Origin of the sequence: Falsiroseomonas oleicola (genome assembly GCF_019029495.1) — a bacterium.
Classification (GTDB): domain Bacteria; phylum Pseudomonadota; class Alphaproteobacteria; order Acetobacterales; family Acetobacteraceae; genus Falsiroseomonas; species Falsiroseomonas oleicola.
The window spans coordinates 352,730-372,100 of the sequence record NZ_JAERQM010000001.1 but is presented as its reverse complement, the minus strand read 5'-3'; the positions used below and the strand labels follow the sequence as shown (position 1 = coordinate 372,100).

At 70.9% G+C, this 19,371-nt stretch carries 20 protein-coding genes; 12 read left to right on the top strand and 8 right to left on the bottom strand.

Going from position 1 to position 19,371, the window contains the following annotated elements; genetic code table 11:
* The first annotated feature begins 2 nt into the window (after window positions 1-2).
* Genes JJQ90_RS01815 through JJQ90_RS01805 form a run of 3 tightly spaced genes read left to right on the top strand, consistent with a single transcriptional unit; the run spans window position 3 to window position 3,738 of the window.
* Window positions 3-1,043 (top strand): phytanoyl-CoA dioxygenase family protein, encoded by a 1,041-nt coding sequence (locus tag JJQ90_RS01815; protein WP_216872755.1) that lies wholly within the window; start codon window positions 3-5, stop codon window positions 1,041-1,043.
* Window positions 1,040-2,212, top strand: coding sequence for an FAD-binding protein (locus JJQ90_RS01810; RefSeq protein WP_216872754.1), 1,173 nt, complete (start codon window positions 1,040-1,042; stop codon window positions 2,210-2,212). Before JJQ90_RS01815 ends, JJQ90_RS01810 begins: the two co-directional genes overlap by 4 nt.
* Complete coding sequence (locus JJQ90_RS01805; protein ID WP_230410301.1) at window positions 2,209-3,738, top strand: M81 family metallopeptidase; 1,530 nt, start codon at window positions 2,209-2,211, stop codon at window positions 3,736-3,738. The genes JJQ90_RS01810 and JJQ90_RS01805 overlap by 4 nt, the downstream gene beginning before the upstream one ends.
* Here the strand turns inward: JJQ90_RS01805 and JJQ90_RS01800 are convergent, their stop codons facing one another.
* A complete protein-coding gene (locus JJQ90_RS01800; RefSeq protein WP_216872753.1) occupies window positions 3,739-3,921 on the bottom strand; it encodes a hypothetical protein in 183 nt (60 codons plus the stop codon).
* A 218-nt stretch (window positions 3,922-4,139) separates the two neighbouring features.
* Between JJQ90_RS01800 and glcF the strand changes: the two genes are divergently transcribed.
* The 4 genes from glcF (at window position 4,140) to ada (ending at window position 8,313) form a co-directional block, all read left to right on the top strand.
* A complete protein-coding gene (glcF, locus tag JJQ90_RS01795; protein WP_216872752.1) occupies window positions 4,140-5,474 on the top strand; it encodes a glycolate oxidase subunit GlcF in 1,335 nt (444 codons plus the stop codon).
* An 86-nt stretch (window positions 5,475-5,560) separates the two neighbouring features.
* Entirely contained in the window at window positions 5,561-6,550 is a 990-nt protein-coding gene (locus tag JJQ90_RS01790; RefSeq protein WP_216872751.1) for a Bug family tripartite tricarboxylate transporter substrate binding protein, read from the top strand.
* A gap of 48 nt (window positions 6,551-6,598) precedes the next feature.
* A complete protein-coding gene (locus tag JJQ90_RS01785; RefSeq protein WP_216872750.1) occupies window positions 6,599-7,174 on the top strand; it encodes a tetratricopeptide repeat protein in 576 nt (191 codons plus the stop codon).
* A 65-nt stretch (window positions 7,175-7,239) separates the two neighbouring features.
* A complete protein-coding gene (ada, locus tag JJQ90_RS01780; protein WP_230410300.1) occupies window positions 7,240-8,313 on the top strand; it encodes a bifunctional DNA-binding transcriptional regulator/O6-methylguanine-DNA methyltransferase Ada in 1,074 nt (357 codons plus the stop codon).
* A 4-nt stretch (window positions 8,314-8,317) separates the two neighbouring features.
* Here ada and JJQ90_RS01775 read toward each other — a convergent pair whose 3' ends face one another.
* Together JJQ90_RS01775 and pyk are read right to left on the bottom strand one after the other, a co-directional pair.
* The gene (locus JJQ90_RS01775) at window positions 8,318-8,839 is read right to left on the bottom strand and encodes a hypothetical protein (protein WP_216872749.1); all 522 of its coding nucleotides are present in this window, start codon (window positions 8,837-8,839) and stop codon (window positions 8,318-8,320) included.
* Window positions 8,840-8,921: 82 nt separating this feature from the next.
* Window positions 8,922-10,355, bottom strand: coding sequence for a pyruvate kinase (gene pyk, locus JJQ90_RS01770; RefSeq protein ID WP_216873724.1), 1,434 nt, complete (start codon window positions 10,353-10,355; stop codon window positions 8,922-8,924).
* Window positions 10,356-10,818: 463 nt separating this feature from the next.
* Here pyk and JJQ90_RS01765 point away from each other — a divergent pair, with 463 nt between their 5' ends.
* Window positions 10,819-11,949, top strand: coding sequence for an OmpA family protein (locus tag JJQ90_RS01765; RefSeq protein WP_216872748.1), 1,131 nt, complete (start codon window positions 10,819-10,821; stop codon window positions 11,947-11,949).
* Between the two features lie 39 nt (window positions 11,950-11,988).
* Here the strand turns inward: JJQ90_RS01765 and JJQ90_RS01760 are convergent, their stop codons facing one another.
* The 3 genes from JJQ90_RS01760 to JJQ90_RS01750 all read right to left on the bottom strand — a co-directional run bounded on the left by JJQ90_RS01760 (window position 11,989) and on the right by JJQ90_RS01750 (window position 14,664).
* Window positions 11,989-12,621: a hypothetical protein gene (locus JJQ90_RS01760; RefSeq protein WP_216872747.1), complete on the bottom strand. Its 633-nt coding sequence runs from the start codon at window positions 12,619-12,621 to the stop codon at window positions 11,989-11,991.
* Between the two features lie 26 nt (window positions 12,622-12,647).
* Window positions 12,648-13,316, bottom strand: a complete 669-nt coding sequence (locus JJQ90_RS01755; protein ID WP_216872746.1) for a hypothetical protein — start codon at window positions 13,314-13,316, stop codon at window positions 12,648-12,650.
* 64 nt (window positions 13,317-13,380) lie between these two features.
* Window positions 13,381-14,664, bottom strand: coding sequence for a glycerate kinase type-2 family protein (locus tag JJQ90_RS01750; RefSeq protein WP_216872745.1), 1,284 nt, complete (start codon window positions 14,662-14,664; stop codon window positions 13,381-13,383).
* Between the two features lie 76 nt (window positions 14,665-14,740).
* On the opposite strand from JJQ90_RS01750, the gene JJQ90_RS01745 reads away from it, so the two are divergent.
* From JJQ90_RS01745 to JJQ90_RS01730, 4 genes are all read left to right on the top strand, one after another.
* Entirely contained in the window at window positions 14,741-15,046 is a 306-nt protein-coding gene (locus tag JJQ90_RS01745; RefSeq protein ID WP_409349057.1) for a DUF1244 domain-containing protein, read from the top strand.
* A 207-nt stretch (window positions 15,047-15,253) separates the two neighbouring features.
* Entirely contained in the window at window positions 15,254-15,556 is a 303-nt protein-coding gene (locus JJQ90_RS01740; protein ID WP_209443290.1) for a DUF2312 domain-containing protein, read from the top strand.
* Between the two features lie 31 nt (window positions 15,557-15,587).
* Window positions 15,588-16,232: a flavin reductase family protein gene (locus tag JJQ90_RS01735; protein WP_216872743.1), complete on the top strand. Its 645-nt coding sequence runs from the start codon at window positions 15,588-15,590 to the stop codon at window positions 16,230-16,232.
* Complete coding sequence (locus tag JJQ90_RS01730; protein ID WP_216872742.1) at window positions 16,229-16,924, top strand: SDR family oxidoreductase; 696 nt, start codon at window positions 16,229-16,231, stop codon at window positions 16,922-16,924. Before JJQ90_RS01735 ends, JJQ90_RS01730 begins: the two co-directional genes overlap by 4 nt.
* Before the next feature lie 3 nt (window positions 16,925-16,927).
* Here JJQ90_RS01730 and JJQ90_RS01725 read toward each other — a convergent pair whose 3' ends face one another.
* Both JJQ90_RS01725 and JJQ90_RS01720 read right to left on the bottom strand, forming a co-directional pair.
* A complete protein-coding gene (locus JJQ90_RS01725; RefSeq protein WP_216872741.1) occupies window positions 16,928-17,551 on the bottom strand; it encodes a cysteine peptidase family C39 domain-containing protein in 624 nt (207 codons plus the stop codon).
* 116 nt (window positions 17,552-17,667) lie between these two features.
* Window positions 17,668-19,368: an AMP-dependent synthetase/ligase gene (locus JJQ90_RS01720; RefSeq protein ID WP_216872740.1), complete on the bottom strand. Its 1,701-nt coding sequence runs from the start codon at window positions 19,366-19,368 to the stop codon at window positions 17,668-17,670.
* Window positions 19,369-19,371 lie beyond the last annotated feature (3 nt).

The window sequence follows — 19,371 nt, the reverse complement described above, 5'->3', positions numbered from 1 at the left end:
CGATGCGCCGGATGCTTCGCTGGCTGTTGCTGCCCTGGCACGCGGCGGCGCTGCTGACAGCCAGCAAGGACTACAGGGGCAATCCGCTGATCGGCAGCGTCGCGCTGAACCGGCGCGGCCTGCATGTGGCGCGTGCCCGGCTGGCGGAACGCATGACGCAATGGCGCCGCCGCCGCCTCGCCCCGCGCATTGCCCCGGCGGAACGCGCGCAGTTCGAGGATCAGGGTTTCGTCCAGCGCGGTGATGTCCTCCCGCCCGCGCAATTCACCGCTTTGCTGGCGGAACTGCGCGGCCTCAAGGTGCCGATGCGGGAGATGCGGGAGGGCGATGCCATCACCCGCCGCGTCATCGTCACGCCTGAGCTTCTCGCCGGCCTGCCGGCCCTGCGCGCCTTGCTGGAAAGCCCCGCCTGGCGCGACACGCTGCGCTATGTGGCGGGTTCGGCGGCGGAGCCGCTGATCTATGTGCAGACCATCCTGAGCCATGCCGCCCCGGCGGCGGAGGCCGATCCGCAGACCGCGCTGCACATGGACACCTTCCATCCGAATATGAAGGCCTGGTTCTACCTGCAGGATGTGGCGGCGGAGGTCGGGCCGCTGGCCTATGTCCCAGGCTCCCACCGGCTGACACCACGGCGCCTCGCCTGGGAACGCGCCCGCAGCGTCATTGCCGCCAAGGGCCGGGTGGGTGGCGCCTTCCGGGTGACGGAGGCGGAACTGCCGCGCCTGCGCCTGCCGCCGCCGCGGCGCCTGGCGGTGCCGGCGAATACGCTGGTGGTGGCCGATGTGCGCGGCTTTCATGCGCGATCCCGCACCGAACAGGCCTCCATGCGGGTGGAGATCTACGCCATCTCCCGCCCCAACCCCTATCTGCCGCTGTTGCGCGGCCCGGCGGATTGGTGGCCGGCGCTGGCCCGCCGCCGGGCGCGGCTGCATCTGCTGCTGCATGACGCGCTGGCACGGCTTTCCCTCGCCCGCCCGGTCTGGCACGAGGCCCGTCCCGGCTCGCCCTTCGACCCGCCGGAGGGGAAGGCCACGCCATGAGTGATCTGATCGCCCCGTTGAATGAGGCCGGCGTCGCCGCCGCCGTGCGGGAAGCCGGCGCCATGCGGGCGCCGCTGTCCATCGAGGGGCATGGCAGCAAGCGCGGGCTGCTGCGGCCCGTGCAGGCGGCGCGCGGCCTGACCACGCGCGGGCTGACCGGCATCACGCTCTACAAGCCAACCGAACTGGTGCTCTCGGCCCGCGCCGGCACGCCGCTTCCGGAGATCGAGGCGGCGCTGGCCGAGCACGGCCAGATGATCGCGCCCGAACCTCCGGACACGCGGGGGGTTTTTGGCGCGGAGCTGCCGGCGACCATCGGCGGCATCGTCGCCACGAATCTCTCCGGCCCGCGCCGCATCACGGCGGGCGCGATGCGGGACCATCTGCTCGGCATCCGCTTCGTCAACGGGATGGGGGAGGTGGTGCGCAATGGCGGGCGGGTGCTGAAGAACGTCACCGGGCTCGACCTCTGCAAGCTGCTGGCGGGCAGCCATGGCACGCTGGGCGTGATGACCGAGGTGACCATGAAGGTGCTGCCGGCCGCCCGCGCCAGCGCCACCCTGGCCATCGCCGTGCCGGACCTGGCGACCGGGGTGCGGGCGCTGTCGGCCGGTCTCACCAGCCCCTTCGGCGTGACCGGCGCGGCGCTGCGCCTCGATGCCGCCGGCCCGGTGGCGCTGCTGCGGCTGGAGGATTTTCCCGATTTCGTCGCCTATCGCGCCGGCCGGCTGCGGGACGATCTGGCGGCGTTCGGCGATGTGACGGTCATCGAGGATTCGGCCGCGATCTGGCGTGATGTTCGCGACGCGGTGCCTCTGGGCGCGATGCCGGAGGACGCGATCTGGCGCATCTCCATCCGCCCCAGCGCCGCGCCGGCCGTCGCCGCCGCGCTGCAGGCGGCCTTCGGCGCGCGGCTGCTGCTGGATTGGGGCGGTGGCCTGGTCTGGATCGCCGGCCCGGCGACGGAGGCGGCCCATGCGGCCGTGATGGCCGCCGCCGCCGCCGCGCGCGGCAGCTTCACCCTGTTCCGCGCCCCCGCGCCGATGCGCGCCGCGGTGCCCGTGCTGCCCGAGGAAGCGCCGGCCCTGGCCGCCATCGGCGCCCGGGTGAAGGCGGCGCTCGACCCCTTCGGCCTGTTCAACCCCGGCCGCATGAGATCCAGCCTTTGAGTATTCCCCGAATTGCCATCCTCGGCCTGCATCTGGAGGTCAACGCCTTCTCGCCCCCCACCACGCGGCGGGATTTCGAGCAGCAGAGCTGGGCGGAAGGCGAGGCGATCACCCAGGCCGCGCGCAGCCCGGTCAGCGCCCTGCCGGCCGAAATCCCCGGCTTCTATGCCCGCATGGACGCCACCGGGGAGTGGGAGCCGGTGCCGCTGATCCTCATCACCGCCCCGCCCGGCGGCATCATGGCGCCCGGCATCTTTCCGGAATTCCTCCAGATCGTGGAGGCCGGGCTGGCCGGGGCCGGGCGGATCGATGCCGTCTATGTCGCCAGCCACGGCGCCAGCCGCGCGGCGGAGGAAGCCGATACCGACGGCGCCATCCTGCAATTGCTGCGCGATATCCTGGGGCCGGATGTGCCGATCGTCGGCACGCTCGACCTGCATTGCAATGTCTCCGACCGCCAGATCGCATTGGCCGACCTGCTGATCGCCTATCGCACCAACCCGCATGTCGATATGCGCGAACGCGCGGCGGAGGCGGCCGACGCCATCCGCCGCATCCTGGAGACCGGGGAGCGTCCCGAGACGCATTTCCTGCGCCTGCCGCTGACACCCCCCACCGTCACCCTGCTGACCGCGGAGGATTCGCCCTATTCCGAGGCGATCCGGGCCGGGGTGGAGGCGCGGCAGGAGGATCCGAACCTGCTCGGCGTCTCCGTCACCGGCGGCTTCGTCTATACCGACATTGCCAAATGCGGCCTTTGCGTCTGGGCCTCCGCCCGCCCCGGCCATGTCGGCCAGGCGGTGGACCTGGCGGAGAAGCTGTCCAACGACATCTGGCAGCGGCGGGAGGAACTGATGCGGACGCTGACCCCGATCGAGGATGCGGTGGCCCAGGCGGTGGCGGCCGGCGATGGGCCGCGGCTGCCCCGGCTGATCCTGGCCGATGTGGCGGACAATCCCGGCGGCGGCGGTGGCGGCAACACCACGGCACTGCTGGCCGCGCTGCATGAGGCGCAGGCGCGCGGCGTGGTCTTCGGCATCCTGGTGGACCCGGTGCTGGCCGCCGCCGCCCATGCGGCCGGGGAGGGTACGCGGTTCGAGGCGGTGGCCAATGCCACGCCCAGCACTTTCGCGGATACCTTCGCGGCCATGGCGACGGTGCGCGCACTGTCGGACGGCAGCGGTGTGGGCCGGCGCGGCAGCCTGGCGGGCCGTGCCTTTTCCATCGGGCCGGCGGCGCTGCTGGAACTGGAGGACAGCGGCATCCTGCTGGCCGTCGGGTCGCTGCGCCGCCAACTGCTCGACCCGGCGATGCTCGAAATCCTCAGCGTGGATGTGGCGGCGGCGCGGACCATCGTGGTGAAGTCGCGCGGCCATTTCCGCGCCGGCTTCGACATCTACGCGACGCCGGATCGCATCCTGGAAGTGGACGCCCCCGGGCTGGTCAGCCCGGTTCTGTCCCGCTTTGTCTTCGAGGGCCTGCCGCGCCCGGTCTATCCGCTGGACCCGGAGGCGGCCTGGGGCTGATCAGCCCTGGCGGCGGTCGCCGGTCCGGCGCTCCGGCCGCGCCTCGGACGTGCCTCGCCCGACAACGGTCCCGCCGAAGCGCAGCAGCGCCTGCTGGCGCGCGATCTCCACGGCGCCGAGCCATGCGATCTGGCTGGGCTGGATGACCTGCGGGGGGATGGGGTCCTGGCTGGGATTCTGCATTTTGCGACTCCTCCTGAACGGTGCGGCGGCGAAGGGCGGGTCCGAGCTTGCAACTCGCGACGCATCGCGTCGCCGGTGCCCCGCCTGTGGCGTTCGTGGCGTCCATGAGGCAAGCGTCGTGCCATCCATTTGGTTCCCGGAACCGCATGTCGGATGCGCCTCGTGGCGCTTTCGCCGCGCATCGGCGCACCCTATGTTCAGCGAGGCGGGGGACCCAGATGCAGACCAGCTTCACCGAGGCGCAGCTTCGTGACCCGGATACGGCCGAGAGCAACCGTATCCTGCGCACCTGCGTGCATTGCGGCTTCTGCACCGCCACCTGCCCAACCTTCCTGCTGCTGGGCGATGAACTCGACAGCCCCCGGGGCCGCATCTACCTCATCAAGGACATGCTGGAGAACGACCGGCCGGCGACGGCGGAAGTGGTCAAGCATGTCGATCGCTGCCTCTCCTGCCTGTCCTGCATGACCACCTGCCCATCCGGCGTGAACTACATGCACCTGGTGGACCATGCCCGGCGGCATATCGAGGAAACCTATGAGCGCCCCCCCGCCGAACGCGCCTTGCGCCGGCTGCTTTCCGCGCTGCTGCCCCATCCGGGGCGGTTCCGGCTGGCGCTGATCGGCGCCTCCCTCGGCCGCCATTTTTCCCGCTTCGTGCCCGGCGGATCCATGGCGGCACAGCGGCTGCGGGCGATGCTGAAACTGGCGCCGGCCCAGGTGCCCGGGCCGAGTGCGATGGACCGGCCCGGCGTGTTCAAGGCGGAGGGCGCGCGGCGCGGCCGCGTGGCGCTGCTGACCGGCTGCGCCCAGCGGGTGCTCGCCCCCTCCATCAACGACGCCACCATCCGGCTGCTGACACGGATGGGGCTGGAGGTGGTGGTGCCGCGCGCCCAGGGCTGCTGCGGCGCGCTGGACCACCATATGGGCCATCACGACCCGGCCATGCGCCTGGCCCGTGCCAATATCGCCGCCTGGGGCGCGGAACTGGCGGGGGAAGGGCTGGACGCTGTCGTCATCAACACCTCCGGCTGCGGCACCACGGTGAAGGATTACGGCTTCATGTTCCGGACCGAGCCGGAGGCGGAGGCCGCCGCCCGGCTCTCGGCCCTGGCGATGGATGTCTCCGAGGTGCTGGTGAAGTTCGGCTATGCGCCGAGCCGGGAGAGACCGGGCCTGACGGTCGCCTACCACGCCGCCTGTTCCCTCCAGCACGGCCAGAAGGTGACGGCCGCGCCGAAGGACCTGCTGAAGCGCGCCGGCTTCACCGTGAAGGAACCGGCGGAGAGCCATATCTGCTGCGGCAGCGCCGGCACCTACAACCTGATGCAGCCCGAGATCGCGGGGCAGTTGCGCGACCGCAAGCTGGCCCATCTCGACCGCACCGGGGCGGATCTGATCGCCGCCGGCAATATCGGCTGCCTGACCCAGCTTTCCGGCGGCGACCGGCCGACGGTGCATACGGTGGAACTGCTGGACTGGATGGCCGGCGGGCCGGAGCCGGCTGCCATCGCACCCATCCGCGTCCGGCAGCGCGGGACGGAAGTCCTGTAACTTGCGATAAATTCAAAATTCTCTACAGCCATTCCCGGTCCTTCGGTTGCGAGGGGCTTGGATGACTCAGGGAAACGACCACCAGAATGTACCGCAGGACCTTGCTCGCCGCCGGCCTCGCCGCGCCGGCCACCCTTCGCAACGCCCAGGCCCAGTCCGCATGGCCGGCCCGGCCGATCGCGCTGGTGGTGCCCTTCACCGCCGGCGGGTCCACCGACATTGCCGCCCGTTTCCTGGCGGAGGGCATGGCCGCCCGTCTCGGCAGTGGCGTCCGCATCGTGGTGGAGAACCGCGCCGGGGCCGGGGGCTCGCTGGGCGCCGATCATGTGCGGCGGCAGGCGCCGGATGGCTACAACTTCCTGATCGGCACCGCTTCCTCCCACGCCACCAACCCGGCGGCGCTGCCGGCCACCACGCCCTATGACCCGGTGGAGGATTTCACCCCGGTGGCCATCGTCGGCGGTGGGCCGATGGTGATCGTGGCTGCCGGCCGTTCGCCGCACCGGACCATCCAGAGCCTGCTGGCCGAGATCAAGGAAAAGCCGGGCGCCTTGTCCTTCGCCACCTCCGGCGCCGGCGGCATCGGGCATCTGACGGGGGAATTCCTGCTCTCCCGCGCCGGGCGGCTGCGGGCGGAGCACATCCCCTATCGCGGCGGGGCGCAGGTGATGACGGCGATGGCCTCGGGCGATGTGCAGTTCTCGGTGGAGGTGCTGGCCTCCGCCGCGCCGCATCTGCGCGACGGCACCTCCCGCGGCCTGGCCGTCACCATTCCGCAGCGCCACCCGCTGATGCCGGAAATCCCCACTTTGGCGGAATCCGGGCTGGCGGGTTTCGATGTCACCACCTGGAACGTCCTGCTCGGTCCGAAGGGCCTGCCGCCGGAGATCCTGGAGCCGGTGAACCGCGCGGCAAATGAGGTGCTGGCCGATCCGGCGGTGCGCCAGCGCCTGGCCGGCGCCGGGGTCGACGCCGCCGCGCCGAGCACACCGGCGCAGACCCGCGCCTTCCTGGCGGCCGAGTTCGCCAAGTTCCGCGGCATTGTGCAGGAGGCGGGAATCGCGCTCGGCCGATAGGCCCGATAGGCCTTGCATGGGGGGGTGGGGATGCCGGAGGCTGGGCGCATGACCCGTCTCGTCGCCCTGCTTCTGCTTCTCGCCACCCCTGTCTGGGCGCAGCCCACGGCGCCCGCCCCGCGCTCCGGCCCCGCCGCCGCGCGGCAGGCGGAGCTGGACCGGCTGTTCGAGGCGCTGCAATCCGCCCCCGACCAGGGCGGCGGCCAGATGGTGGAGGCGCGCATCCGCGCCCTCTGGGGCCAGGCCGTCTCCCCCGCCGCCGCCCTGCTGCTGAACCGCGGCCTGCGCAACCTGCGGGCCGAGGAGGCCGCGGAAGCGCTGGAGGATTTCGACGCCGCCATCGTGCTGGAACCGGCCGCGCCCGACGCCTGGCTGGCCCGTGCCCGCGCCTATGCCCGGCTCGGCGACCGCCCCGCCGCGGCGCGGGACCTGCAGCAGGCGCTGCTGTTGGAACCCCGGCATTTCGGCGCCCTGTTGCAATTGTCCGAATTGCAGGAGGAGGCGGGCGACCTGGCCGGCGCGCTGCGCAGCCTGGATGCGGCGCTGGCGCTGCACCCGCAGATGCCGGGAGGCACCCTGCGCCGGCGGGAACTGGCGCGGCAGGTGGAGGGTGATGCGCTGTAGCGCAACGGCCGGATGGCGGGCCGGTGGCCGCGTCGGCGAAAAGCGAGGCCGAGGAGTACCCCGCCATGCCCGAAGCCCCGATGATCGACCCGCTGGATGAGCTGCGCTGGCAGGCGGTGCTGGCGCGGGTGGCGGCGCCCGGTTGCGGCGATTTCCGCTATGCCGTCATCACCCAGGGCGTGTTCTGCCGCCCTGGCTGCCCGGCCCGCCCGCCGCTGCGCCGCAACACCCGCTTCTTCGCCGATGCCGCCAGCGCGGAGGTCGCCGGCTTCCGCGCCTGCAAGCGCTGCGACCCCAAGGGCGATCGTGCCCGGATGCAGGCGGAGGCGGTGGCCGCCGCCTGCTCCCTGATCGAGGCGGCGGAGACCATCCCCAGTCTCGAAACCCTGGCCGCCCGCGCCGGCTATGCCCGCCACCATTTCCTGCGCCTGTTCCGCGACATCACCGGCGTCACCCCCCGCAGCTATGCCGAAGGCGTGCGCGGCCGCCGCCTGCAGGCGGCGCTGGCGGCCGGCGACCGGGTGGCGGAGGCGGTGGCCGGCGCCGGCTTCGGCAGCGAGAGCCGCGTCTATGAGGACACCGCGCGGCATCTCGGCATGACCCCCGGCGCGGCCCGGAGGGGCGGGGCGGGGGAGGTTATCCGCATCGCCCATGCCGACAGCGCCATGGGACCGCTTCTGGTCGCCGCCACGGCGGCCGGCATCTGTTTCATCGGCTTCGCCGAGCCGCCCGAGGCGCTGGAGGGTGACCTGCGCACCCGCTTCCCGCAGGCGAGGATCGAGCCGGCGCCAGCGGATCTGGCGGCCGAGGTCCGGCAGGTGGTGGCCTTCCTGTCGGAACCTGCCGCCGCCCTGGCCTTGCCCCTGGATCTGCGGGGCACGGCGTTTCAGCGTCGGGTGTGGGAGGCGCTGACCAAGATCCCCCTGGGCGAGACCCGCACCTATTCGGGTCTGGCGGCCGAGATGGGCATGCCCGCCGCGACCCGCGCCGTGGCCCGCGCCTGCGCCCGCAACCCGGTTTCCCTCGCTGTGCCCTGCCATCGGGTGGTGGGGGCAAGTGGCGACCTGACGGGCTATCGCTGGGGCGTGCCGCGCAAGGCGGCGCTGCTGGCGGGGGAGCGGCGCGCGCGCGGGCGGTAGCTGCTTATTGCGGTGCGGGTGTGGTTGGTGCGGGTGCCGCCTCTGCCGGTGCGGCGGGGGCAGGTACGGCTGGCGTTGCCGGCGTGGTGGGCGCCGGCGTGGCGGGTGCCGGCGTGGTGGGTGCCGGCGTGGTGGGTGCCGGAGTGGCGGTCGGCGCTGCGTCGCGCGGAACCAGTCGTTCGGTCCCGTTGGCATTGGCGCCAACGATGGTCCACTCCCCCTCCAGGCTGCCATCCGCGTTCAGCGTATAGATGCCGAGGCCGGGCCGCTGCTGCAGCCCATAGGCCACGGTCACGGTGCGGCCGGAGGCGAAGCCCACCCCCTCCACCGTCTGGTTGCCGATCCGCCAGCGGATGGCGAAGGAGGCGAGGCCGGCGGTCTGGATCTGGGCCAGGCCGGTATAGGTCGTGCCGTCCAGATTGGTGCCGGTCACGTCATAGAGGCCGGCGCGCTGCGCCTGGGCGGGGCTCGCCAAGGGCAGGGCCGCCAGCAGCGGCAGGGCGAAGGCGAGGCGGCGGAAGGTCATCGGGGCTGCTCCGTGCCGGCATGGCGGAAGGAACGCGCACCAAAGGCGGGCGCGGCCCCAAGGTCAACCGCCACCCCGCCCTTCACTTCACAATGGCGACCCGCAAGGCGTTGGTGGTGCCCGGTGTGCCGAAGGGAACACCCGCCGTCACCACCACCTCATCGCCCGAAGTGGCGAAACCTTCCTGGCTGGCGGCGCGGATCGCCTTGGCCACCATGTCGGTCATGGAGTGCAGCTCCACCGTCGTCACCGGATGCACGCCCCAGACCACGGCCATGCGCCGCGCGGTCTGCATGCTGGCGGTCAGGCCCAGGATCGGGCAGCTCGGCCGTTCCCGCGCCACGCGCAGCATGGTGGAGCCGGTGGAGGTGAAGGTGGCGATCGCCTCCGCCCCGATGGTCTGCGCCACCTGGCGAGCGGCGGCGGCGATGGCGCTCGCGGAATTGGGCTCTGGCGCGGGGCGGTTGGCATCGGTCAGCTTGCGCCAGTCCGGGTCGGACTCCACCCGGGCGATGATGCGGTCCATGATGTTCACCGCCTCGAAGGGGAACTGCCCGGCGGCGGTCTCGGCCGAGAGCATGACGCAATCGGCGCCGTCGAAGACGGCGGTGGCCACGTCCTGCGCCTCCGCCCGGGTGGGGGAGGGGGCGGTGATCATGCTTTCCAGCATCTGGGTGGCGACGACCACCGGCTTGCCCAGCGCCTTGGCGGCGCGGACAATCTGCTTCTGGATCAGCGGCACTTCCTCCGGCGGGCATTCCACGCCGAGGTCGCCGCGGGCGACCATGACGCAATCCGCCTCCGCCAGGATGGCGTCGAGATTCTCGACCGCCTGGGGCTTTTCCATCTTCACCATGATCCAGGCGCGGCCGGCGGCGATGGCCTTGGCCTCCACCACGTCTTCCGGCCGCTGGACGAAGGACAGGCCGATATATTCGACGCCCTGCGCCAGCACGAAGTCGAGGTCGATGCGGTCCTTTTCCGTCAGCGCCGGAATCGGCAGCACCACATCGGGCACGTTCACGCCCTTGCGGTCCGACAGGGGGCCGCCGACCACCACCTCCGTCTCCAGGTGGTCCTCCCGCTTCCGGGTCACGCGCAGGCGCAGCTTGCCGTCATCCAGCAGCAGGGTGGTGCCGATGCCGGCGGCGGCGATGATCTCGGGATGCGGAAGCTGCACACGGCGGACATCGCCGGGGGTGGGGGAGAGGTCGAGCCGGAAGCTTTGGCCGGTCTGCAACTGCACGCGCCCGGCCTGGAACTTGCCGACGCGCAGCTTCGGCCCCTGCACATCGGCCAGGATGCCGATCGGGCGGCCAACCTTTTCCTCCAGCGCGCGGATGGTGGCGATGCGCGCGGCATGGTCCTCATGGCTGCCATGGCTGAAGTTCAGTCGGAACACATCCGCCCCGGCACGGAACAGGCGCTCGATCACCTCCGGCGAGGAGGAGGCCGGGCCGAGGGTGGCGATGATCTTGGTGCGCCGACGACGCCGCAGGGGAACCCGATTCGACATGGGGCGGGCAAATCCTTCGCGGCGGGGGGATTCGGGCGGCTCGGGAACGTCGGGGCGCACCGTGGCGGGTGGTACGCCCAGGGCGCGGGCGACTTCGGCCACGCGATCCTCCGGCACTTTTCGCCATTGGGAGACGGCGGCGGTCGAGATGCCGAGGGCGGTTGCGATACGGGTGACGGCGCCGCGCTGGGTCAGCAGGGCTTCGAGGGTGGGGTCGCGCATGCAGGTAAGTTAGTCAATCTAAGTCATCGACGCCAGAGACTTCTTGTTTCTTAGCTTAGGTAAGGATTGGCGTCGCGCATCTGGCCGATGGGCCGCGCTGCGGTATTTCTGCCACAGGCCTGTCAGAAATCTTTCGGCGATGCCGCCTTTCCCGGGGAACTCGCGTTCCAGATGCAGGACGACGCTGCCGGACTTCCACCCACCGGCGCGCAGCGGCACGTCCAGCCATGGAGAATGTCGTATGAACTTCCGGAAGACCTTGCTCGCCACCACGATGCTGCTGGTGCCGTTTGCCGTAGCGCAGGCGCAGCCCGTGAGCGGCGTGTATATCGGCGCCGGCGCCGGCGTGAACTGGCTTCAGGACGCCAATATCAATGCGACCGGCCAGTTGGCCGATACCCTGCGCGCGCGCGGCAACACGGTCGGCGGCGATGTCTCCTTCGACATGGGCTGGGTCGGCGTGGTCAGCCTCGGCTACGGCTTCGGCAACGGCCTGCGCACCGAGATCGAGGGCAGCTACCGCGAGAATGAAGTCGACACCATCAGCGGCTTCCGCGGCGCCGGCCAGGTTCGCGCTTCCGGCACCGCCCGCAGCTACGGCGTGATGGCCAATGTGCTGTACGACTTCGACCTGGGTGGCCATGTCGGCGGCATGGCGCTGGTGCCTTATGTCGGCGTCGGTGCCGGCTATATCTGGCGCGAATTCGACGGCGTCCGCGCCAATGTCCTCGGCGGCACCGTGAACAGCGATGGCACGGATGGCCGCTTCGCCTATCAGGCGATCGTCGGCGCAGCCATGCCGCTGACCAATGTGGCGCCGGGCCTGGCCCTGACCGCGGAATACCGCTTCCTCGGCACGATGGAGCATGATGTCGACACCAGCAGCGGCGGTGGTTCCTTCAACGTGGCGCGCACCGGCACGAAGTCGGAGAACTACAACCACTCCATCCTGATCGGCCTGCGCTACGCCTTCGGCCAGACCAGCGCAGCTCCGGTGGTGGCTCCGGCGCCCGCGCCGATGCCCGCCGCCGCCCCGGCGCCGGCCCGGACCTACCTGGTGTTCTTCGACTTCGACCGCGCCGACCTGACCGACCGCGCCCGCCAGATCATCGGCGACGCGGCGCAGAGCGCGACCAGCCAGGGCGTGACGCGCATCGAAGTGGCCGGCCATGCCGACCGCTCGGGCTCGCCGCAGTACAACCAGCGCCTGTCCGAGCGCCGCGCCGGCGCCGTGGCCTCCGAGCTGGAGCGCCGTGGCATCCAGCGCAGCCAGATCACCGTCCAGGCCTTCGGCGAGAGCCGTCCGCTGGTTCCGACCGCCGATGGCGTGCGCGAGCCGCAGAACCGCCGCGTGGAAATCGTTCTGCGCTGAGCGTGACGGGGGAGGGGCTTCGGCCCCTCCTCACCCCTTCTACCCCAGGCTGATGTTCACCACCCAGACCACCGCGGCGATGGTGGCGCCCGCCACCGCAAGCGCCAGCAAGGCCGCGCGGAAGGCGACGGACCGGCCGAAGCCTGCTTCCTGCCCTGGATGCGGCGGCAGCAGGATCGGCGCGCCGAGCCGGGCCAGCACGATCGTATGGACCAGGGCCAGGGGCAGGAGAATGGCGAGCCCGACCGGGAGCAGGTACAGCGCCAGCCACAGGCTGCAGGGCGCGTACAGCAGCAACTTGCGCGCCGCCGCACGGTCCGGCACCGCCAGGTAGCGCGCCGCGCTGTCCAGGATCATGCGCTGCAGCAGGAACAGCCAGGCCAGCGTAAAGGCCATCCCGCCCAGCCCTACGGCCAGGCTGCCGGTGCGGGTCACGGTCTGCGTGCCAATCTGCACCAGGGTGCCATCCGGACGCTGCATCATCAGCGCATGGGCCTGGCGATGCGGCAGCACCGGCTCGCCCATCAGGGTCGTGGCGAGCACCAGCAGCAGCCAGGGCAGCAGCAGCAACGGAATGGCGCGGGCAAGCGAGGGCGCCGGCTCCGCCGCGATCGCATGCCAGGTGGCGCGCGGCGACAGCAGCAGGCCGCGCAGTCTTGGCCAGAACCGCATGAGGGTGTTCCCCTTGGGATGTGATGTCAGGTGCTGATCCCCGGCGCCGGCATCTGGCGCAGGGCGACGAAAAGCGCCCAGATGAGAAGCGCCGCAGCGTAGAGCGCGAATTGCAGCACCATTGTCCCAATGGCGATCATCAGGCCCCGGAAGGCGGCCGCCCGCCCCCAGCGTCGCTCCTCCCCCGGCGAGGGCGGCATCAGGATCGGGGCGCCGATGGCGAGCATCGCCATGCCATGCAGCCCTGCCAGCAGCGTCAGCCAACCCTGTCCCAGCGGCAGCAGGAACAGCGCGATCCACATGGCGAAGGGCGCATGCACCGCCAGCTTCTGCGCCGCCGCCGCATCCTGCACCCCGCCATGGAGCGCCGCACGGCGCCGGAGCGACCGACGCAGCAGCACGACGCCCAGCAGCATGAACAGGATATAGCTGAGCGCCGCCGGTCCCAGCCCGATATGGACCGTCAGGGAATCGGCGCTGGCCCCCAGCCCCAGGCCGGACCCGCCGCCGCGGCCCGGCACCGCGGTGTACCAGCCACCCGGCCGGGTCATCGCCACGGCCAGATTGACCAGGCAGGCCCCCGCCGCCAGCGGCAGCAGGCTGCGCATCAGGCCCGGCGCCGGCTCGGCCGCGATGGCCACCCAGGTTGCGCGGGGCGACAGCAATAGGCCCGGGATGCGCGACAGGAAACTCATGCAACCAGACCTGTTCGATTCGGTTGCGAGTGTGGTCGCCCGCCGCCGCGCCGTCGATCCGTGCTCAGGCCACCAGCACGGCCCGCAGGTCGTTCACATTGGTCAGCGTCGGCCCGGTCACCAGCAGGTCGCCCAGCTTCGCGAACAGGCTGTAGCTGTCATGCCGCCCCAGCACCGCGCGCGGGTCCATCCCGGCGGCGCGGGCGCGGGCCAGGCTGTCGGGGGTGATGAGGGCGCCGGCATTGTCCTCGGACCCGTCGATGCCGTCCGTATCGCCCATCAGCGCCCAGATGCCGGGGGCGCCGGCCAGGGCCACGGCGCAGCCCAGCAGGGATTCGCTGTTGCGGCCGCCGCGCCCGCCGCCTTCCGCCCCGATGGTCACCGTGGTCTCCCCGCCCGAGAGCAGCAGGCAGGGGGCGGGCAGAGGGTGGCCATGGGCACTGGCCGAGAGCGCGATGCCGGCCATGGTCTTGCCGAGCTCCCGCGCCTCGCCTTCCAGCGCGTCGCCCAGGATCAGCGGCGTCAGCCCGAAGCCGCGCGCGGCCTGGGCGGCGGCTTCCAGCGCCATGCGGGGGGTGGCGATGAAGCGGTAGTCCACCGCGCCGAGACGCGGATCGCCCGGCTTCGGGGTTTCGTCCGCCGCCTTTTCCAGATGCGCCCTGACGGCCGCCGGCAGGTCCATGCGGTAATGCGCGACCAGCGCGCGGGCTTCGGCGAAGCTGGTCGGGTCCGGCACGGTGGGGCCGGAGGCGATGGCGGCCGGGTCGTCGCCGGGAACGTCGGAGATCGCCAGCGTCACCACCCGCGCCGGCGCCGCCGCCAGGGCCAGCCGCCCGCCGGAAAAGGCCGAGAGGTGGCGGCGGATGCAGTTCATCTCGTTGATCGTGGCGCCGGAGGCCAGCAGCGCCCGATTCACAGCCATCAGCGCATCCAGCGTCAGCCCCGGCGCCGGCAGGGTGGTCAGCGCGGAGCCGCCGCCGGAGACCAGGAACAGCACCAGGTCGCGCGGCGTCAGCCCTTCCACCGCCGCCAGGATCCGCTCGGCTGCTGCCGCACCCGCGGCATCCGGCACGGGGTGGGAGGCTTCCAGCACCTCGATCCGCCGGGTCGGATGGCCATGGCCATAGCGGGTGACGACGAGGCCGGAGAGCTTCACCTCCGGCCAGGCGTCCTCGACCGCCGCCGCCATCACCGCCGCGGACTTGCCGGCGCCCACCACCACCACGCGGCCGCCGGCCGGCGGCTCGGGCAGGTGCCGGGCCAGCACGATGCGTGGATCGGCGCTCGCCACCGCCGCCTTGAAGATCATCTCCAGCGCCGTCCGCGCCGCCGCATCGGTCCAGGCCATCCGCATCCCCCAATTCGCGCGCAGTATGGCGAAGCGGTGCGGGATGGACCATCTACCCGCCATCGCCTGCAGGAGAATGCCGATGACCGACCTCGATCAGCAGACCCAGCTCGAAGCCGCCGCCTTCCGCCGCCTGGTGCAGCATCTGCGGGAGCGCAGCGATGTGCAGAACATCGACCTGATGAACCTGGCCGGCTTCTGTCGCAACTGCCTGTCGCGCTGGTACCGGGAGGCCGCGGCCGAGCAGGGCACCACCATCACCGACCCGGAGGCGCGGGAGATCGTCTACGGCATGCCCTACAAGGAATGGCAGGCGCTGCACCAGAAGCAAGCGACTGCGGAGCAGAAGGCGAAGTTCGCTGCCAGTAATACGGGACATTGATAAGAAGGTCGGGGAGGGAAGCATTCCCTCTCCTAACCCCTCCTTTGTTTTTTGGGACCTTTTAGTTTGCGCCCCGATCCAAGGTCCCAAAAATAGATGAGGGGTCCGGGGAGAATACCTTCTCCCCGGCCTTCCTTTCCTCCGGTTTGCGCCACCCCCGCCCCAGGGCTATACGCCGCGCCTCAACTCGTGCCCCGGAGGCCTTCGATGAGTGATTTCGACGCGCAGGAGGCCCAGGCCAGCCGCGACCGCCAGGAAAAGGACCCGGACCCCGAGGTCGGCGGCATTGCCGTCGACCGCCTGCGGTCCATCATCGAGCGGGTCGAGCGGCTGGAGGAGGAGCGCAAGGCGCTGGCCGGCGACATCAAGGACATCTTCTCCGAGGCCAAGTCGGCCGGCTTCGACGTGAAGGTGATCAAGCAGATCATCTCGCTGCGGAAGAAGGAGCCGGCCGAGGTTGAGGAGCAGGAGACGCTGCTCGATCTATACCGCCGCGCCCTGGGGATGTAGGCAGAGGCCGTCCAGCGGAAGAGGCGGCGCGATGTTCTACGAACCGAAGCACGGCAAGCGGGGCCACGGCCTGCCCTTCGACCCGATCAAGGCCATCGTCGCGCCGCGGCCGATCGGCTGGATTTCCAGCCTGGACACCAAGGGGCGCCCCAACCTGGCGCCCTACAGCTTCTTCAACCTGGTCAAGGGCGCCCCGCCGATCGTGGTCTTCGGCAGCGAGGGGCTGAAGCATTCCGCCGCCAATGCCTTCGAGACGCGGGAATTCGTCTTCAACCTGGTCACCCGGCCGCTGTTCGAGGCGATGAACGCCTCCTCCGCCGCGCTCGAGGCCGGGGAGAATGAGTTCGAGGCGGCGGGGCTGACCATGGCGCCCTGCAACTTCGTCAAGGCGCCGCGCGTGCTGGAAAGCCCGGCCAGCTTCGAATGCAAGGTGTTGCAGGCGATGGAGCTGAACGACCTGGACGGCAATCCGACCGATGGTTTCCTGGTGCTCGGCCAGGTGGTCGGCATCCATATCGACGAACGTTACATCGTCGATGGCCGCTTCGATGCCGTCGCCGCCCAGACCATCGCCCGCTGCGGCTATCGCGACTACAGTCAGGTAACCGAGATGTTCGAGGCGCTGCGCCCCACCGATGGTGGCGCCTTCACGCCGACGACGAGCGACCGCACATGAAGACCGCGATCATCACGGCGGCGGGCCGTGGCATCGGGGCCGCCGTCGCGCGGCGGCTTTCGGCAGATGGTTTCCGGGTTGCGGTGATGTCGCCCTCCGGCAATGCCGAGAAACTGGCGGCGGCGTTGCCGGATGCGCTTGGCGTCACCGGTTCGGTCACGGAGCCCGCCGACCTGGAGCGGCTGGTGCAGGGTACGCTGGACCGCTTCGGCAGGATCGACGCGCTGGTGAACAATGCCGGCCACCCGCCCAAGGCGCCGCTGTTCGATCTGACGGATACGCAGTGGCATGCCGGCTTCGACATGGTGATGCTCTCGGCCATCCGCGCGCTGCGGCTGGTGCTGCCGGGGATGAAGGCGGCGGGCGCTGGTTCGGTGGTGAACCTGTCCTCCTATGCGGCGCTGGAGCCGGAATCCGATTTCCCGGCGACCACGCTGCGCGCGGCGCTCGGCGCCTGGACCAAGCTGGCGGCGGATGAGCTGGCGCCCGCCGGCATCCGCGTGAACGCCGTGCTGCCCGGCTTCGTCGACAGCCTGCCGGAAAAGGAGGCACGTCGCGCCCGCATCCCGCTGGGCCGCTATGCGCGGGCGGAGGAGATCGCGGCGGCGGTGGCCTGGCTGGTGTCCGACCAGGCCTCCTACGTCACCGGGCAGAGCCTGCGCGTGGATGGCGGGCTGACCCGCCACGTCTGAGATTCAGGCGCGGCGGATGATCCAGCCGCTGAAGACGCCGGCATTGTTGCGGTAGGACAGGGCACCGTCCCCGGTGACCTTGGTGACCACCACGCAGCCATCGCCGGGGTCGTTGACCAGGACGAAGGTGCTCTGCCCCGGCTGCACCACATCGTCCACCACCACGAAATGCGCACCGCCCGCCCGCCAGGCCACATGGGCGATGCAGGGCTGGCCGCGGTTGACGGCGCGGCGGAGGGCGGCGGGGACGTTGTTCTGGCCGACATTGACGCATTCCCAGCGGCCGAGGCCGATGCGTTCCAGCACCGCCGGGTGACGCATCCCGTCGGAATAGGTGGTGCCGTCATACACCGTGCCGACGACCTGGCTGTAGATGCGGTAGATCTCCGGCTCGGACTTCATGGCCCAGCTGACCGCCATCTTCGCCAGCCCGGCACCGACGAGGCCGCCGCCCGGAAGGCCCGATGCGGCGACGCGGCTGCCAGCGGACGTGCCCTGGGCCATCAGGCCCTTCTTGATCTTGAAATTGATCATCAGCACGCAGGCGATGCCGCAGGAATTCACCTGGTCCTGCTTCTTCACCATGTGCACCGTGGCGAAGCGTGTGAAATCCACATGCCAGGACATTGCTTCCACTCCCGCGCGCCGGCCGGTGCCGATGGGTCACCGCTGACCGGACGCGGAATGGTTGCATGGAAGTCATGAAACCCGGATTGCGTGATGTTTCACACGCGACGGGATGCTCAGCCGCGCTTGGCCAGCCCCTCCACCGCCGCGGCATGACGCTCCAGCACCAGCCGGCGCTTCACCTTCATGGTCGGTGTCAGCAACCCGTTCTCCACCGTGAAGGGCTCGACCAGCGTGCTGGCGCGGATGCGCTCGATGTTGGAGAGCTTGCCGTTCACCCGGCCGATGGCGGCCTGCACCTTTTCCGCGGCGCCATCGGCCGGCACCACCAGCGCGACGATGGCGGGGCGGCCCTCGCCGGCCACGACCGCCTGGGCGATCTCGGGTTCCGCCATCAGCAGGCCTTCCAGCTTGGCCGGGCTGACCATGTCGCCGCCGAGGGTCTTGATGAAGTCGCGCTTGCGGTCGGTGATGCGGATATAGCCATCCACCATCTCCCCCACATCGCCGGTGTGCAGCCAGCCGTCGATCACGGCGCGGGCGGTGCTGTCGGGGTCGTTCCAGTAGCCGTCCATCACCAACTCGCCCCGCACGCAAAGCTCGCCATCCGCGCCGAACCGGGTTTCCACCCCCGGCAAAGGCGGGCCGACGGTCACGCGGCGGTTTTCCCAGGGCGGGTTCACGCTGATGACGGGACCGGCCTCGGTCTGGCCGTAGCCCTGGATCACCGGCAGGCCGAAGGCCAGGAAGAAGCCCGAGAGGTCCGGGTCCAGCCGCGCGCCGCCCGAGACCAGCGCCAGCAGCTTGCCGCCGAACCGGTCCCGTATCTTCGCGCCCACCACCCGGTCCAGCACCGCATGCTGGGCGCGCTCGAACAGTGAAAGCCGCCCGTCGAGCCGTTTCAGGCCGAGTGCCAGCGCCTGCGCGAACAGCTTCGCCTTGAAGCCACCGTCCTTCTCCACCTGCGCCTCGATGCGCCCCCGCAAAACCTCGAACAGGCGGGGGACGGCGGTGATGACGGTGGGCTGCACCTCCTTCAACTCGGCCGCCAGTCGGTCGGCGCCGCGGGAATAGACCACCTCCAGCCCCAGCGAGGGCAGCAGGAAGCCGCCCACCGTGTGCTCATAGCTGTGCGAAAGCGGCAGGAAGGAGAGATAGGGGGTGCCATCCAGGTGCAGACGCGTGGCGATGCGGGCGACGCCTTCGCGGTTCGCCAGCATGGCGCGATGCGGCAGCATCACCCCTTTGGGCAGGCCGCCGGTGCCGCTGGTATAGACGAGGCAGGCCAGCCGGCCGGGCGGAATCTGCTCCGCCTCCGCCGCCAGCATGTCCACATCGGCAGGCGTCGCGGCCGCCAGGGACCAGTCCAGGCAGCCCTCCGCCGCATCCATGCAGATGATCCGGTCCAGGGTTATCCCGGCCTGCGCGGCCGCCTGGGCGACACGTTCCGCCAGCTTCGCGGTGGACACGATGGCGGAGGTGGCGCCGCTGTCACGCAGGATATGCGCGTGGTCGCCCACGGTGTTGGTGGTGTAGGTCGGCACGGTGACGGCGCCGATCGCCATGATGGCGGTGTCGGCAATGGGGAATTCCGGCCGGTTCTCGGACACCAGAAGTACCCGGTCCCCCGGCATCACCCCCTGCGCGCGCAGGAAGGCGGCGATGGCGGCGACCTGGCGAGCGAAGTCGGCCCAGCTCGTGCGCTGCCAGCCGCCCCCCTGCCAGTGCCGCAACATGGGCCTGGCGCCCCAGCCCCGGGCCAGGTCCAGCATCATATGCGGCAGGCTGGTCCAGCCGCCCGGCTTGGCGCTTTGCATTCC